General features: G+C 52.0%; 16 protein-coding genes and 1 other annotated feature. All 16 genes read left to right on the forward strand.

What is annotated here, in order from left to right; genetic code table 11:
• Positions 1 to 24: 24 nt before the first annotated feature.
• Entirely contained in the window at positions 25 to 1,488 is a 1,464-nt protein-coding gene (gltX, locus tag CHH67_RS21975; RefSeq protein ID WP_095267516.1) for a glutamate--tRNA ligase, read from the forward strand.
• Between the two features lie 593 nt (positions 1,489 to 2,081).
• Positions 2,082 to 2,774, forward strand: a complete 693-nt coding sequence (cysE, locus tag CHH67_RS21980) for a serine O-acetyltransferase (protein ID WP_095267517.1) — start codon at positions 2,082 to 2,084, stop codon at positions 2,772 to 2,774.
• 91 nt (positions 2,775 to 2,865) lie between these two features.
• Positions 2,866 to 4,275, forward strand: coding sequence for a cysteine--tRNA ligase (gene cysS / locus CHH67_RS21985; protein ID WP_095267518.1), 1,410 nt, complete (start codon positions 2,866 to 2,868; stop codon positions 4,273 to 4,275).
• The gene (locus CHH67_RS21990) at positions 4,272 to 4,706 is read left to right on the forward strand and encodes a Mini-ribonuclease 3 (RefSeq protein WP_095267519.1); all 435 of its coding nucleotides are present in this window, start codon (positions 4,272 to 4,274) and stop codon (positions 4,704 to 4,706) included. The genes cysS and CHH67_RS21990 overlap by 4 nt, the downstream gene beginning before the upstream one ends.
• Before the next feature lie 91 nt (positions 4,707 to 4,797).
• Positions 4,798 to 5,547: a 23S rRNA (guanosine(2251)-2'-O)-methyltransferase RlmB gene (rlmB, locus tag CHH67_RS21995; protein ID WP_095267520.1), complete on the forward strand. Its 750-nt coding sequence runs from the start codon at positions 4,798 to 4,800 to the stop codon at positions 5,545 to 5,547.
• A 6-nt stretch (positions 5,548 to 5,553) separates the two neighbouring features.
• A complete protein-coding gene (locus tag CHH67_RS22000; RefSeq protein WP_095267521.1) occupies positions 5,554 to 6,072 on the forward strand; it encodes an NYN domain-containing protein in 519 nt (172 codons plus the stop codon).
• 199 nt (positions 6,073 to 6,271) lie between these two features.
• Entirely contained in the window at positions 6,272 to 6,919 is a 648-nt protein-coding gene (gene sigH, locus CHH67_RS22005; protein WP_095267522.1) for an RNA polymerase sporulation sigma factor SigH, read from the forward strand.
• Positions 6,920 to 7,311: 392 nt separating this feature from the next.
• On the forward strand, positions 7,312 to 7,461 hold the full coding sequence (rpmG, locus tag CHH67_RS22010; RefSeq protein ID WP_006212941.1) for a 50S ribosomal protein L33: 150 nt from the start codon (positions 7,312 to 7,314) through the stop codon (positions 7,459 to 7,461).
• 24 nt (positions 7,462 to 7,485) lie between these two features.
• Positions 7,486 to 7,677, forward strand: a complete 192-nt coding sequence (secE, locus tag CHH67_RS22015; RefSeq protein WP_095267523.1) for a preprotein translocase subunit SecE — start codon at positions 7,486 to 7,488, stop codon at positions 7,675 to 7,677.
• Between the two features lie 21 nt (positions 7,678 to 7,698).
• Positions 7,699 to 8,232: a transcription termination/antitermination protein NusG gene (gene nusG / locus CHH67_RS22020; protein WP_095267524.1), complete on the forward strand. Its 534-nt coding sequence runs from the start codon at positions 7,699 to 7,701 to the stop codon at positions 8,230 to 8,232.
• Between the two features lie 80 nt (positions 8,233 to 8,312).
• Positions 8,313 to 8,738: a 50S ribosomal protein L11 gene (gene rplK / locus CHH67_RS22025; RefSeq protein ID WP_095267525.1), complete on the forward strand. Its 426-nt coding sequence runs from the start codon at positions 8,313 to 8,315 to the stop codon at positions 8,736 to 8,738.
• An 82-nt stretch (positions 8,739 to 8,820) separates the two neighbouring features.
• Positions 8,821 to 9,513 carry a 50S ribosomal protein L1 gene (gene rplA / locus CHH67_RS22030; RefSeq protein WP_095267526.1) on the forward strand — a complete coding sequence of 231 codons (693 nt, stop codon included), beginning with the start codon at positions 8,821 to 8,823 and terminating at the stop codon, positions 9,511 to 9,513.
• A gap of 70 nt (positions 9,514 to 9,583) precedes the next feature.
• Positions 9,584 to 9,743: a sequence feature (ribosomal protein L10 leader region), on the forward strand.
• Positions 9,744 to 9,803: 60 nt separating this feature from the next.
• Positions 9,804 to 10,307 (forward strand): 50S ribosomal protein L10, encoded by a 504-nt coding sequence (gene rplJ, locus CHH67_RS22035; RefSeq protein ID WP_095267527.1) that lies wholly within the window; start codon positions 9,804 to 9,806, stop codon positions 10,305 to 10,307.
• A 70-nt stretch (positions 10,308 to 10,377) separates the two neighbouring features.
• Positions 10,378 to 10,740, forward strand: coding sequence for a 50S ribosomal protein L7/L12 (gene rplL / locus CHH67_RS22040; RefSeq protein ID WP_095267528.1), 363 nt, complete (start codon positions 10,378 to 10,380; stop codon positions 10,738 to 10,740).
• 187 nt (positions 10,741 to 10,927) lie between these two features.
• Entirely contained in the window at positions 10,928 to 11,530 is a 603-nt protein-coding gene (locus tag CHH67_RS22045) for a class I SAM-dependent methyltransferase (protein WP_095267529.1), read from the forward strand.
• 386 nt (positions 11,531 to 11,916) lie between these two features.
• The gene (gene rpoB, locus CHH67_RS22050) at positions 11,917 to 15,462 is read left to right on the forward strand and encodes a DNA-directed RNA polymerase subunit beta (protein ID WP_095267530.1); all 3,546 of its coding nucleotides are present in this window, start codon (positions 11,917 to 11,919) and stop codon (positions 15,460 to 15,462) included.
• Positions 15,463 to 15,467 lie beyond the last annotated feature (5 nt).

The raw sequence follows: 15,467 nt of genomic DNA on the forward strand, positions 1-15,467 counted from the left end.
AGTAAGCGAACGGAGGGGTTGGAAATGACCGGAGAAGTCCGTGTGCGCTATGCACCGAGTCCAACGGGACATTTACATATCGGAAATGCTAGAACGGCTTTATTTAATTATTTATTCGCCCGCAAGCATGGGGGCAAATTTATTATTCGGATTGAAGATACGGATGTTAAACGCAACGTGGAGGGCGGAGAACAGAGCCAGCTGAAATATTTGAAGTGGCTGGGGATGGAATGGGACGAAAGCGTTGATGTCGGCGGAGCGTATGGACCATACCGTCAGACAGAGCGTCTGGATATATACAAGCAATACTGGCAGGAGCTGCTGGATCGCGGTCTGGCTTACCGCTGTTATTGTACAGAGGAAGAGCTGGAGAAGGAGCGGGAAGAGCAGATGGCCCGCGGTGAAACGCCGCGCTATTCCGGCAAGCACCGGAATCTGACGGAGGAGGAGCGCCGCGCGTTCGAGGCGGAAGGCCGTGTCGCCAGCATTCGCTTCCGCGTGCCGGAGGATCGGGTATACACGTTCGACGATATGGTGAAAGGAACGATTTCCTTCAACAGCAAGGAGACCGGAGACTTTGTCATCGTGAAGAAGGACGGCATTCCGACGTATAACTTTGCCGTGGCGGTGGACGATCATCTGATGAAGATCAGCCACGTGCTGCGCGGTGAGGATCATATCTCCAACACGCCTCGCCAGCTGATGATCTACGAAGCGTTCGGATGGGAGCCGCCGAAGTTCGGGCATATGACCCTTATTGTCGGCGAGGATCATAAGAAGCTGAGCAAGCGGAACGAATCGATCATTCAGTTCATTGAGCAGTATGATCAGCTCGGCTATTTGCCGGAAGCGCTGTTTAACTTCATCGCCCTGCTCGGCTGGTCTCCGGAAGGAGAGGAAGAGGTGTTCTCGAAAGACGAGCTGATCCGCATCTTCGATGAGCACCGTCTCTCGAAGAGCCCGGCTGTATTCGATACGAACAAGCTTGCGCATATGAACAACACGTATATCAAGAATGCCGATCCAGATCGTGTGGCTGCGCTGGCTATTCCGCATCTGCAGAAGGCGTCCCGCCTGCCAGACGTGCTCTCGCCGGAAGAGGATGCTTGGGCGCGTGCGCTCGTGGCGCTGTATCAGGAGCAGATGACGTCTGCGTCCGATATCGTGGATCTGTCCGAAGTGTTCTTCCGGACGCATCTGGAGCTGGATGAAGAGGGGATTGAGGTCATGAGCGGCGAGCAGGTGCCGGCCGTGCTCTCTTCGTTCCTCGGCAAGCTGGAGCAGTCCGATGAATTCAGTGCCACGAAGATTGCGGCGCTGATCAAGGAAGTGCAGAAGGAAACCGGATTTAAAGGCAAGCAGCTGTTTATGCCGATTCGTGTAGCCTTGACGGGACAGACCCATGGACGCGACCTGAACCAGACCATCTGGCTGCTTGGCCGTGACCGCGTGCTTGATCGTCTGCGCTCCCAGATCAAGGGAGCCTGAGATGTCCGCTGAAACAGGCGCATAATCCGCCTTGTCAGCTCCTTGCTTCATCGGGTATAATTACACTCAAACTAAAGTGAATTATAAGATATAAGGTGTATGGCGGTGGCTCGTATACCGGGCTTACAGGCCGCTCCTTATATTGCCAATATCATCTTGCAAAAAGCTACGATCAGGAGAAGTACGCATACAACAGACACGCCCAGAGAGGATAACCGGCTTAAAGGACAAGATCAGCTTGACGAAGCCGGCTGAGAGTTATCCCGTTCGTCTGCAGCGGAAATGCACCTGTGAGCTGCGTGGTTGAAGCGAATCACATTCGTTAGATCATGCCGGTTGTCTGCCGTTAATGACTTGAGTGGAACCGTAGAAACCCGTCCCTGACCGGGGAGGAGCTATTGACGGTTCAAGCAGAGTGGAACCGCGGATCTGGCGCCTCTGCAGCGAAAGCTGCAGGGGCGCTTTTTTCTAAACAACAATTTGTCGACATTTGCGGGGAGGCTGTGACCCACACATCTTGATCAGCAGCTATGCATGTGGTCTTTTCACCGCCGTGCTTGGACTCGAATAGCAGAAGGAGAGAGGGAGCGCACATGTTCAAACAAATCAAGTCGGACATTCGGGCCGTGTTTGAGAATGACCCGGCTGCCCGCGGACTTTTTGAAGTCATCTTTACCTACTCGGGCCTGCACGCCCTCTGGGCGCATCGGGTGGCACATGCGCTGTTCAAGCGGCGCTGGTATACACTGGCCCGCATCATATCGCAGATCAGCAGATTCATGACCGGGATCGAGATTCACCCCGGGGCCAAGATCGGGAATAGACTGTTTATTGACCATGGCATGGGCGTTGTGATCGGGGAGACATGCGAGATCGGCGACGACGTGGTTATCTACCAGGGGGTAACTCTGGGCGGTACGGGGAAGGAAAAAGGAAAGCGGCATCCGACCATCGGCAACAACGTGGTCATCGGTTCGGGCGCGAAAGTGCTGGGATCGTTTACGATTGGAGACAATTGTAATATCGGATCCAATGCCGTCGTTCTGCGGGAGGTTCCCCCGAACAGCACTGTGGTTGGCAACCCGGGGAAGGTGGTCAAGCAGAATGGGGAGCGGATTCGAGATCGCCTCGATCACACGAACCTGCCGGACCCGATCGTCGATATGCTTCGTTCGATGCAGAAGGAGATCGATCAGCTTCGGGCAGAGATAGAGGAGGTCCGTGGAGAGAGCGGGCATAAGGAAAGAGAGCCGGAGGCATTGGTATCCTCGGTCAAGAAGGAATAGCCGAAGAAGCGGCCTGTCCGGCCGGAAGGGAGCCGCAAACCGCTTGGGCAGATTGATAACGAGCAAGAGGAAAGGATTGTGACCTGACCATATGGCACTGCAAATTTATAATACATTAACCAGGAGCAAGGAAACCTTTGTGCCGGCGCAGCCGGGCAAGGTGAAGATGTACGTGTGCGGACCGACCGTATACGACTATATTCATATCGGAAATGCGCGTCCGATGATCTTTTTCGACGTAGTTCGGGCATACTTCGAGAATCAGCGCTATGATGTCAACTATGTGGTGAACTTTACCGACGTCGATGACAAAATGATCCGCAAAGCCGAACAGACCGGGACGACGGTGCCTGAGGTTGCGGAGAAATTTATCGCAGCTTATTACGAAGATTTGGACGGCCTGGGCATTCCGAGAGCGACGCTGAATCCCCGCGTCACGGAAAACATGGAAGAGATCATTGATTTCATCCAGGAGCTTGTGGACCGGGACTTTGCTTATGAGAACGGCGGCGACGTCTTCTTCCGGACCCGGAAGTTTGATGATTACGGCAAGCTGTCCCAGCAGAAGCTGGACGAACTGCAGTTTGGCATCCGGATCGAAGTGGATAAGCGCAAGGAAAGCCCGGAAGACTTCGTGCTGTGGAAAGCGGCGAAGCCGGGAGAGATCTACTGGAGCAGCCCTTGGGGCGACGGCCGTCCGGGATGGCACATCGAGTGCTCGGCCATGGCTCGCCGTTATCTCGGCGACACGCTGGACATTCACGGCGGTGGCCAGGACCTGCAGTTCCCGCACCATGAGTGCGAGGTGGCCCAGTCGGAGGCGCTCACAGGCAAGCCTCTGGCCAATTACTGGATGCACAACGGCTATATCCGCATCAACAATGAGAAAATGTCGAAATCGCTGGGCAACGGGGTGCTGGTGAAGGACCTGCGCGAGCAATATGCCAAAGAGGTCATCCGTTATTTCATGCTGTCCACGCATTATCGCAATCCGCTGAACTACAGCGATGAGGTGATGGCGCAGGCGATCAGCAGTGTCGAGCGGCTGGCGAATGCTGCCGGGAATGTGAAGCATCGGCTGAGCGCTGCCGTCGGTCTGCCTGATGAGGCGCCGAGCGAGGCTGTTGCTGCGAAGATGTCGGCTGTGCTTGCAGAGTTCCATGAGAAAATGCAGGATGACTTCAACACGCCAGATGCGATTACGGCAATGTTCCTGTGGGCGAGCGAGGCCAACCAGCTTCTGCAGGAAGCTTCGGTTCCGGCGGCTGATCTGCAGGCGGTGCTCCGCGCCTTTGAAGAGATGAACGGCGTGCTTCGCATCGTGGATTCGGCAGAGGCCGAGGAGATGCTGGATGAGGAGATCGAGCAGCTGATCGCCGAGCGCACGGAGGCCCGGAAGAACAAAAACTGGGCGCGTGCGGATGAAATTCGCGACATGCTGGCTGCACAGGGCATCCTCCTTGAGGACACGGCGCAAGGCATGCGCTGGCGGCGGAAATGAGCGGGCCAGGACCAGACGTGCCGGATTTTGGATGGTTTGATTTTCCGCCATCCAAGCCGGCGCGGCTCATCCCCCCGATCGTGCTCGCTTATATCGGAGACGCCATCTACGAGGTGGCGGTTCGACAATATTTGATCTCCAAGGCGAATCTGCGGCCGCATCATCTGCATCGCTTGGCCACCGGGCTGGTCTCGGCCAAGGCGCAGAGCCGGATCATCGCTTATCTGGAGCCGATGCTGACCGATGAGGAGCGGGATGTCGTGCGGCAAGGGCGCAACGCCAAGTCGGGCACGATGCCCAAGAATGCGAATGTGCTGGAATATCGCCATGCGACTGCGTTCGAGTGCCTGATCGGGTATTTGTATTATACGGGCAATCAGGATCGGCTCCGCGAGCTGATTGGCACAAGCATCGAATACATTGAACAATAAACGGGGCGGTCTGTCGGCTTCGGTATGATAACAACATTTTGGCTGGGGCCTGTATTCGGGTCCCGGTTCAAGCAGGAGGAGCAAATCAGTTATGCAGGAAGAAGAAATTGTCGCCGGCAAGCATTCCGTGACGGAAGCGCTGCGATCGGGACGAACGATTAATAAAATATGGATTGCGGAAACCGCGCAAAAGCATCTGACATCGCCGATTATCGCCGAGGCGAAGAAGCTTGGCATCGTGATCCAGCATGTCGACAAGCGCAAGCTGGATCAGCTTGCCCCCGGGGTTCAGCATCAGGGCGTTGTCGCGCAGACAGCGCCATACGCATACGCCGAGGTGGATGATCTGCTCAAGGTGGCGGAGGAGAAGGGGGAGCCGCCGTTTCTGCTCATTCTGGATGAGATCGAGGACCCCCATAATCTCGGCTCTATCCTGAGAACGGCAGATTGTACCGGAGTCCACGGCGTCATATTGCCGAAGCGCCGCTCGGCGCAAATTACGGCGACGGTCTCCAAAACCTCGGCCGGCGCGGTGGAATATGTGCCGGTGGCGAGAGTCACCAATCTGGCCCAGACGATTGAGCAGCTGAAGGAGCTGGGCGTGTGGATTGTCGGCACCGTGGTCGATGCGGATTCGGATATTTACGACGCCACCGTGTTTGACGGCCCGGTTGCGGTCGTGATCGGGAATGAGAATAAAGGCATGGGGCGTCTGATTCGGGAGAAATGCGACGTGCTCGCCAAATTGCCGATGGCTGGCAGAATCAACTCGCTGAACGCGTCGGTTGCCGCTGGTGTCGTCATGTATGAAGTGCTTCGCCGCCGCCATATGAAGGGTTAGAGATCCATGGCCGATTGGCGCGATGTGCTGCTGGTGGACGGCTACAATATGATCGGCGCCTGGCCGTTTCTTGCAGAGCTGGCCAAGTCCAGCATGCAGGATGCGCGGGATGCGCTTTTGGAGAAGCTGGCCGATTACCAGGCCTTCTCGGGCCGGCGGGTCGTGGCGATCTTTGACGCCTACCGGGTGCCTGGCCTCGGTAAATCCTACACCCAGGGCAAGGTTCAGGTGTATTTTACGAAAGAGAAGGAAACGGCTGATGAATGCATCGAGCGCCTGGTCGGGGAGTTTAGTCACCGCCGGCGCAAAATTTATGTCGCAACGAGTGATCTGATTGAGCAGCACGTTATTTTTGCGCTGGGGGCGCTCCGGGTGTCTGCCAGAGAGCTGCTGATCGAGGTGGAGCAAAGCGAGCAGGAGGTGCAGCGTCAAATCCGGAAGGAAGAGACGAAAAACCGGAATACGCTTGATTCCACGCTGCCGCCGGATGTGAGGCAGATGCTGGAACGCTGGCGCCGGGAATGAAGCCTGGAAGAAAGGACGCTTTGGCAGCCGCAGGTTGCGCATGATCTCCCGCAATAAAAAAATTTATACTTGACATTAAATGTTAATATCGGTCTATTTAGGCAATCTGTGGTTGACGGTCTGATAGACATCATATATACTTGTCATATATTTCAAGCGAGTGACGGACTACCGTGCGTTCCGGGCCGGAGGGATTCTATTGAGTGTAGACCTCAGAGAAGTCGTGTTGTCAGGGTATGATGTGATTAGTGATGAAGACATTGTCGAGGCGGTCCGCGAGGGTGACAGCGGTGCGCTTGAGTATTTGATCAACAAGTACCGGAATTTCGTGCGCGCCAAAGCACGCACCTATTTTCTCATTGGCGCTGACCGGGAAGACATTGTCCAGGAAGGCATGATCGGCCTTTACAAGGCGATCCGTGATTTTAAGGGAGACAAGCTTTCCTCGTTCAAGGCTTTTGCCGAGCTGTGCATCACAAGGCAGATCATTACGGCGATCAAGACGGCCACGCGGCAGAAGCATATCCCGCTCAATTCCTATATTTCGCTGGACAAGCCTATTTATGATGAGGATTCGGACCGTACCCTGCTTGACGTCATTTGCGGCACAGCAGTCAGCGACCCGGAGGAACTGATCATTAACCAGGAAGAATTCGTTGGCCTGGAAGATAAGATGTCCGAAATTTTGAGCGACCTCGAGCGTAAAGTGCTCATGTTGTATTTGGACGGTCGTTCATATCAGGAAATTGCGGTAGATCTCAGACGTCATGTGAAATCGATTGATAATGCGCTCCAGAGAGTCAAGCGCAAGCTTGAGCGTTACCTGGAGGTAAGGGATAACGGATAGAACTCATTCATTTATTTTGCTATCGTACATGTTACTTGGATCAGGAAAGGCTCGAACAGAGCCTTTTTTCATTTTTTGGATAGTCTGTTTTAGGTTTTTGTAAGATTGAACATAATGGTATAGAATGATCAGCAATACCGGTTTACCAAGTTCTGTACCTTGCAATCAGAGAGAAAAAGGCTTGAAATGGCGCTACCCTTGTGATAAAGTGATTTAGGTAGGCCTAAATTCGCGTGTTTTATGAATGAATCGTTGTTGCTTATGCGGGCACAGCGGTTTTATTCATCTCGCAGAAATAACCGCGTTTTACGTAATGCTAAGGCGATGTTATTTCTACTAGGATCAATATCGGTTCTTCTGATAAAGAAGGACGTCTTCGGGAGGTGCACATCATGCGGGTAATTATCACTTTGGCTTGTACAAGCTGCAAACAAAGAAACTACACAACCACCAAAAACAAGCGAAATCACCCCGACCGCATGGAGATGAAGAAATTTTGCAAGTTTTGTAACGAGCAAACTCCTCATCGCGAAACAAGATAGTTTTCTTTTGGAGGTGTAGTCGGCGTGAAACGTGGTTTCAAGTCTCTGTTTTCCTTTTTCTCTGAAAGCTGGGCGGAACTTAAAAAGGTTCGCTGGCCCAATCGTAAAGAGCTGACGAACTATACGTTGATTGTTCTTGGCACCATAGTGTTTGTCGCGATTTATTTTTGGGTTGTAGACATCGGTATTTCCGCTGTGATCGAAGCGATAATTTAGAAGGGTCCCAGGTGGCTTGATATGGAAAAAAGATGGTACGTGGTTCATACCTATTCCGGGTATGAGAATAAAGTCAAAGCCAATTTGGAAAAACGTGTCGAGTCCATGGGCATGGAGGACAAAATATTCCGGGTTCTTGTTCCGATGGAAGAAGAGGTCGTAAGCAAGGACGGAAAGAAGAAAACCGTCATGCGTAAGGTTTACCCGGGATATGTCTTGGTCGAGATGATTCAGACCGATGATTCTTGGTATGTTGTTCGCAATACGCCAGGGGTAACGGGCTTTGTCGGTTCGACAGGCTCAGGCTCCAAGCCGACGCCTTTGCTTCCAGAAGAAGTTGAACAGATTCTGAAGCATATGGGTATGGAAGAGCCGAAACCGAAGATCGAATTCGATATCAAGGAATCCGTTCGAATCAAGGTTGGTCCTTTTGCGAATTTTGTGGGCTCCGTGGAAGAAATATTGGCTGATAAGAGCAAGCTGAAGGTTCACGTCAACATGTTTGGACGGGAAACCCCGCTGGAGTTGGACTATACTCAAGTGGAGAAGATATAGATTTTTTGTTCTTCGGGTTTCTTGTGGGAGGGCGCTTTGCCGCGTCCGTTAACCACTATTGAGGCAAGGAGGTGTCTATCATGGCTAAAAAAGTAATCAAGGTAGTTAAACTGCAAATTCCTGCAGCTAAAGCGAACCCGGCTCCTCCGGTAGGTCCAGCATTGGGTCAAGCGGGTGTCAACATCATGGCATTCTGTAAAGAATTCAATGCGCGTACCGCCGATCAAGCTGGTCTGATTATTCCGGTTGAAATTTCGGTATTTGAAGATCGTTCCTTTACGTTCATTACCAAAACTCCACCGGCTGCTGTTCTGCTTCGCGTTGCTGCCAAGATCGAAAAAGGATCCGGCGAACCGAACAAGAAAAAAGTGGCTACGGTTAAGCGTGACGCAGTTCGTCAAATCGCTGAAACCAAAATGCCTGACCTGAACGCTGCATCTGTTGAAGCTGCAATGAAGATGGTTGAAGGTACTGCTCGCAGCATGGGCATCACAATCGAAGACTAAGGTCTCGTGAACCCGGACGTTCTTCGTCCGGAAATATGTGGGAGGATTTTCCGCTATCACCACAAAGGAGGAAATACGAATCATGGCTAAACACGGTAAGAAATACCTTGAAGCTGCCAAGCTGATCGACAGCGAAGCAGTGTATGAGCCTTCTGAAGCCGTTGGACTGGTGAAAAAGGCAGCTACAGCTAAATTCGACGAAACTGTCGAAGTAGCAGTGCGTTTGGGTGTTGACCCTCGTAAACAAGACCAGGCTGTTCGTGGTGTTGTTGTCCTGCCGCATGGTACGGGTAAAACACAACGCGTTCTGGTATTTGCAAAAGGTGACAAAGCGAAGGAAGCGGAAGCGGCTGGCGCTGATTTTGTAGGCGATCAAGATATGATCAACAAAATCCAGCAGGGCTGGTTCGAGTTCGACGTCTGCGTAGCTACACCTGATATGATGAGTGAAGTTGGTAAACTGGGCCGTCTGCTCGGCGGTAAAGGCCTGATGCCTAACCCTAAAGCCGGTACGGTTACTTTCGACGTTGCCAAAGCGGTTCAAGAAATCAAAGCTGGTAAAATCGAGTACCGTCTGGACAGAGCAGCTCAAATTCACGCGCCAATCGGCAAGGTGTCCTTCACTGAAGAGCAATTGAATGAGAACCTGAAAGCTCTCATCGATGCTTTGAACCGTGCGAAACCAGCTGCTGCTAAAGGTGTATACCTGAAAGGCATCGCCGTTTCGTCCACGATGGGACCGAGCGCTCGTGTGAACACAGCAACGTTCAAGTAATAAATACCGTTGACTTTGGTCAATGATGTTTGTTATGATGAAACAGTTGTGAGTTTATGAGACTGTTCGTTAAAGTTGAATATGCTTACCGTAGACAGTAGGTGCCCTAAGCAGGCTTAATTTCCTACCGAGGTGTTATGATAGAATGTCAGCAGCTTGTCCGGCTATGCCGGTCAAATGATGATTTCATCAGGCCTTCGTGATTCTACGGAGGCTTTTTTAGTGCCCGTAGGAAGAGAGCGGGGGGCTTGGCCTCAATCGCTACTTAGTACAACCAGGAGGTGTAATCATTGGCAAACGCAAAAGTGATTCAAGCGAAACAAGAAGCGGTTGATGTGATCGCAACGAAGCTGCGCGAGAGCGTAACGACCGTTGTTGCTGACTACCGTGGATTGAACGTTGCGCAGGTTACTGAACTGCGTAAACAGCTTCGCGAAGCTGGCGTTGAATTTCAAGTTTTGAAAAACTCGCTGCTTCGTCGTGCAACTGCGGCTGCAGAACTGACAGAACTCGATGAAGTGCTGACAGGTCCTACAGCTGTTGCATTCAGTGTCAATGACGCCGTCGCTCCGGCAAAAATCCTGAACGATTTTGCTAAACAGAACGACGCGTTGAAATTGAAAGGCGCCGTAGTAGAAGGTCGTGTAATTGGAGAAGGCGAGATCAAAGCTCTGGCTGAGCTTCCATCCCGCGAAGGTCTCCTTTCCATGCTCCTCAGCGTCCTTCAAGCTCCAGTTCGCAACTTCGCGCTTGCAGTTAAAGCTGTGGCAGAGAAGGAAGAGCAAGGCGCATAAGCAGTGTGAACGATTCGCTGTATGATTGTAACTATACAAAATTCTTATAATAAACGGAGGTTCAACTTAAATGAGCAAAGAGCAAATCTTGGAAGCAATTAAAGGCATGTCCGTTCTGGAACTGAACGATCTCGTTAAAGCAATCGAAGAAGAATTCGGCGTAACTGCTGCAGCTCCAGTAGCTGTTGTAGGTGGCGGCGGCGCTGCTGAAGCTGCTGAGCAATCCGAATTCGACGTAGTACTGGCTAACGCTGGTGCATCCAAAATCAACGTTATCAAAGTGGTTCGCGAAATCACTGGCCTCGGCTTGAAAGAAGCGAAAGAGCTGGTTGACAACGCTCCTAAAGCTCTGAAAGAGAAAGTATCCAAAGACGAAGCTGAAGCTGTTAAAGCGAAGCTTGAAGAAGCAGGCGCAACTGTAGAGCTGAAGTAATTTCTCTCTAACGGATATGTCAGCATGATGCAAACCCCTTGAATTTAGGTTCAAGGGGTTTGTTATTGTGAGGCGTTAACCCAAGACAGGTCTGTTTGAAATCAGCCGGGGGTATACTGGTACAATTGGCGCTCTTTGCTCCTTGTTCGGGGGAAAGAGGGGAAACTGGATTCAGATGGAGGGGCGTATGCCGAATCAGCACTATTACTCTAATCAGCCGAAGACGGCGCATGATCGCAAAGAGCTGAGTGCAGTCCTTCGGGGAAACACGTTCCGTTTTATCAGCGATGCGGGGGTATTTTCCAAGGGCGGCGTAGATTATGGCAGCAAAGTTTTGATAGAAGCGATGGACATTCGGCCAGATGCTTCCGTGCTGGATGTCGGGTGCGGTTATGGGCCCATCGGTTTGGCTGCGGCGAAGCTCGCTGCTGCCGGACATGTGACGATGATCGACATTAACAGCAGAGCTGTCGAACTGGCGAAGGAAAACGCGATTCGCAACAGCATTGCGAATGTCACGGTGATGGAATCGGATCTGTTTGCTGCGGTGAAAGGCCAGCAGTTTGATGTGATCCTGACGAATCCTCCGATCCGTGCGGGAAAAGAAACGGTGTTTGCGATTTTTGAAGAGGCGTGGCATCATCTTCGCGACAATGGTGAGCTGTGGATCGTGATCCAGAAGAAGCAGGGCGCTCCTTCGGCGAAGGCGAAGCTGGAGAGTCTGTTCAAGAAGGTGGAAGAGGTAACGAAGGATAAGGGTTATCGCATCTTCAAGGCGACAAAGGCTTGAGGAAATGAACGCAAATGCATGAAATGAAAATTAATGTTTCAAAATACGGCAGGGCTGTTGACTCGGTTGACCCGCTGTGTTATTATTATAAAATGTCAGTATTAGGATGGTCTCTTTGTCTTTAGTTTGCTGAAATGTCAAGGCCTAATGTGAAGGGAACTGCATAAAGTCCGTCGCATTAACGTATAATATGTACATTTTGGGCAAATCTACTGGATATGAGATGATTATCATAACCATGGATAAGCTGCTCTTTTTTCGAAAGTTGATTCGATAAGGGCTTTTCTCTATTTATGGGAGTGTCCTCTGTATGTACCATTATAGTGTTACAAACAGAGGTTCGCAATGAATTTTTAAAGTGAGTAGACATGAGGGGTGAGTTTAAGTTGGCAGGACATCTTGTTCAATATGGTCGACGCACTCGGCGCAGTTATGCTCGTATCCACGAGGTACTCGAAGTTCCGAACCTGATCGAAATCCAACAAAAATCTTATGAATGGTTTTTGGAGGAAGGGCTTCGCGAAATGTTTCAGGACATCTCGCCAATCCAGGATTTCACAGGCAACTTGGTTCTGGAGTTCATTGACTACAGCCTTGGAGAACCGAAATACACCGTCGATGACGCAAAAGAACGCGACGTTACTTATGCGGCGCCGCTCCGCGTGAAGGTCCGTCTCATCAATAAGGAGACTGGAGAGGTCAAGGAGCAGGAAGTGTTCATGGGGGATTTTCCGCTCATGACGGAAACCGGAACATTCATTATCAATGGTGCCGAACGGGTTATTGTCAGCCAGTTGGTTCGCTCTCCCAGCGTCTATTTCAGCACGAAAGTGGATAAAAACGGTAAGTCAACCTACACTGCTACAGTGATCCCGAACCGCGGCGCATGGCTGGAACTCGAAATGGACGCGAAGGACATCATCTATGTCCGGATCGACCGCACCCGCAAAATCCCTGTAACCGTGCTTTTGCGTGCGCTTGGTTTTGGTACGGATGCCGAGATTCTGGAGTTGCTGGGCAATGATGAATATATTCAAAACACGCTGGACAAGGACAACACGGACTCTACCGAGAAGGCGCTGATCGAGATTTACGAACGTCTTCGTCCGGGCGAGCCGCCGACGCTGGAGAATGCGAAGAGCCTCCTGGTCGCGCGTTTCTTTGATCCGAAGCGTTATGACTTGGCTAATGTGGGTCGCTACAAGATCAACAAGAAGCTTCATATCAAGAATCGTTTGTTCAACCAGCGTCTGGCTGAAAGCCTGATCGACGTTGAAACTGGCGAGATTATCGCAGAAGCAGGACAAACGGTAGACCGTCGTCTCCTCGACGAGATTATGCCACACCTCGAGAAGAGCGTTGGCTTCAAGAACTACCATGTGGCCGGCGGTGTGCTGGATAGCGATGATATCCCGATGCAAACCATTGATGTCTTCTCTCCAATTGAGGACGGCAAGGTAGTGAAAGTGATCGCGAACGGAAATATCGACAAATCCGTGAAACATATTACGCCGGCGGATATCATCTCTTCCATCAGCTATTTCATCAACCTGCTGCATGGAATCGGGAACACGGATGATATCGACCATCTGGGCAACCGCCGTCTGCGTTCTGTTGGCGAGCTGCTGCAGAACCAGTTCCGTATCGGTTTGTCCCGCATGGAGCGCGTTGTGCGTGAAAGAATGTCGATTCAGGATGCGAATGTGATTACGCCGCAGGCATTGATCAACATTCGTCCTGTTATCGCATCCATCAAGGAGTTCTTCGGAAGCTCCCAGCTGTCCCAGTTTATGGATCAGACGAACCCGCTGGCAGAACTGACGCACAAGCGTCGTCTGTCTGCACTCGGACCTGGTGGTCTGACGCGGGAGCGCGCAGGCTTCGAAGTCCGCGACGTTCACCACAGTCACTATGGTCGTATGTGTCCGATCGAGACGCCGGAGGGACCGAACATCGGTCTGATCAACTCTTTGTCTACCTTTGCCCGCATTAACGAATACGGCTTTATTGAAGCTCCGTATCGCTGGGTGGATCCGAAAACAGGCAAGGTAACCGAGCAAATTGATTACCTGACTGCGGATGAGGAAGACAACTACGTGATCGCCCAGGCGAATGCCGAACTGAACGAAGACGGCAGCTTTACAGATGATGTCGTTATCGTTCGTTACAACAAGCAATCCGATAACATCCTGCCGATGCCGAGCGACCGTGTGGACTACATGGACGTATCGCCGAAGCAGGTTGTATCCGTGGCGACGGCGCTCATTCCGTTCCTTGAGAACGATGACTCTAACCGCGCCCTGATGGGATCGAACATGCAGCGTCAGGCGGTTCCTCTGCTCGTGCCTAAAGCTCCGCTTGTCGGAACAGGCATGGAGCATAAAGCTGCTAAGGATTCCGGTGTATGTATTGTAACCAAATACGACGGGATTATTGAACGTTCGTCCGCTGACGAAATCTGGCTCCGCCGCGTGGAGAACGTGGACGGACAAGAAGTCAAAGGGGACATCATTAAATATAAACTGCACAAGTTTATGCGTTCCAACCAAGGAACCTGCATTAACCAGCGTCCGATCGTCAAGCGCGGCGACGTGGTGAAGAAAGGCGACATTCTGGCCGACGGTCCTTCAACCGAGATGGGCGAATTGGCGCTTGGCCGCAACGTTGTTGTCGCGTTTATGACTTGGGAAGGTTATAACTACGAGGATGCGATCCTTCTTTCCGAGAAGCTCGTGAAGGAGGATGTGTACACTTCGATTCATATCGAGGAGTACGAATCCGAGGCTCGCGACACGAAGCTGGGGCCGGAGGAAATTACGCGCGACATTCCGAACGTCGGTGAAGAAGCGCTGAAGAACCTGGATGAGCGCGGCATTATCCGCATCGGTGCCGAGATTAGCGCCGGAGATATTCTCGTCGGCAAGGTTACGCCTAAAGGGGTAACGGAACTGACGGCGGAAGAGCGTCTCCTGCATGCGATCTTCGGTGAGAAGGCTCGCGAGGTTCGCGATACGTCACTTCGCGTGCCTCACGGAAGTGACGGCATCATCGTTGACGTGAAGGTGTTTACCCGTGAGAACGGCGATGAGCTGCCTCCAGGCGTCAACCAATTGGTTCGCGTCTACATCGCACAGAAACGGAAAATCTCTGAAGGCGACAAGATGGCAGGACGTCACGGTAACAAAGGTGTCGTTGCCCGGATCTTGCCTGAAGAAGACATGCCGTTCCTGCCGGATGGCACACCGGTACAGGTTGTGCTTAACCCGCTCGGGGTTCCATCGCGTATGAACATCGGTCAGGTGCTTGAGGTCCATCTGGGTATGGCTGCCCTCCAGCTCGGCATTCACGTTGCAACGCCGGTATTTGACGGTGCAAGCGAGTATGACGTGTTCGATACGATGGAGGAAGCAGGCATGCAGCGCAACGGTAAGACCGTGCTGTATGACGGCCGGACTGGCGAGCGCTTCGAGCGTGAAGTTACGGTGGGCGTCATGCACATGATCAAACTGGCGCACATGGTTGACGACAAAATCCATGCCCGTTCCACAGGCCCTTACTCTCTCGTTACGCAGCAGCCGCTGGGTGGTAAAGCTCAGTTCGGCGGTCAGCGCTTCGGTGAGATGGAGGTGTGGGCGCTTGAGGCCTACGGTGCAGCGTACACGCTGCAGGAAATCCTCACAGTGAAATCCGATGATGTTGTCGGCCGGGTAAAAACGTACGAATCGATTGTCAAAGGCGAGAACGTTCCGGAACCAGGTGTTCCTGAATCGTTCAAGGTATTGATCAAGGAGCTTCAGTCTCTCGGTATGGACGTCAAAATCCTAAGCGAGGACGAAGAAGAAATCGAGATGAAAGAACTCGATGATGAAGATGATGCCGCAGGTGATAAACTGAGCCTTAACTTGGAAGGCGCTGAAGTCGGAGTGGAATAACGGCT

The sequence above is a fragment of the Paenibacillus campinasensis genome, assembly GCF_002272015.1.
In the GTDB taxonomy this organism is placed as follows: Bacteria; Bacillota; Bacilli; order Paenibacillales; family Paenibacillaceae; genus Paenibacillus_AQ; species Paenibacillus_AQ campinasensis.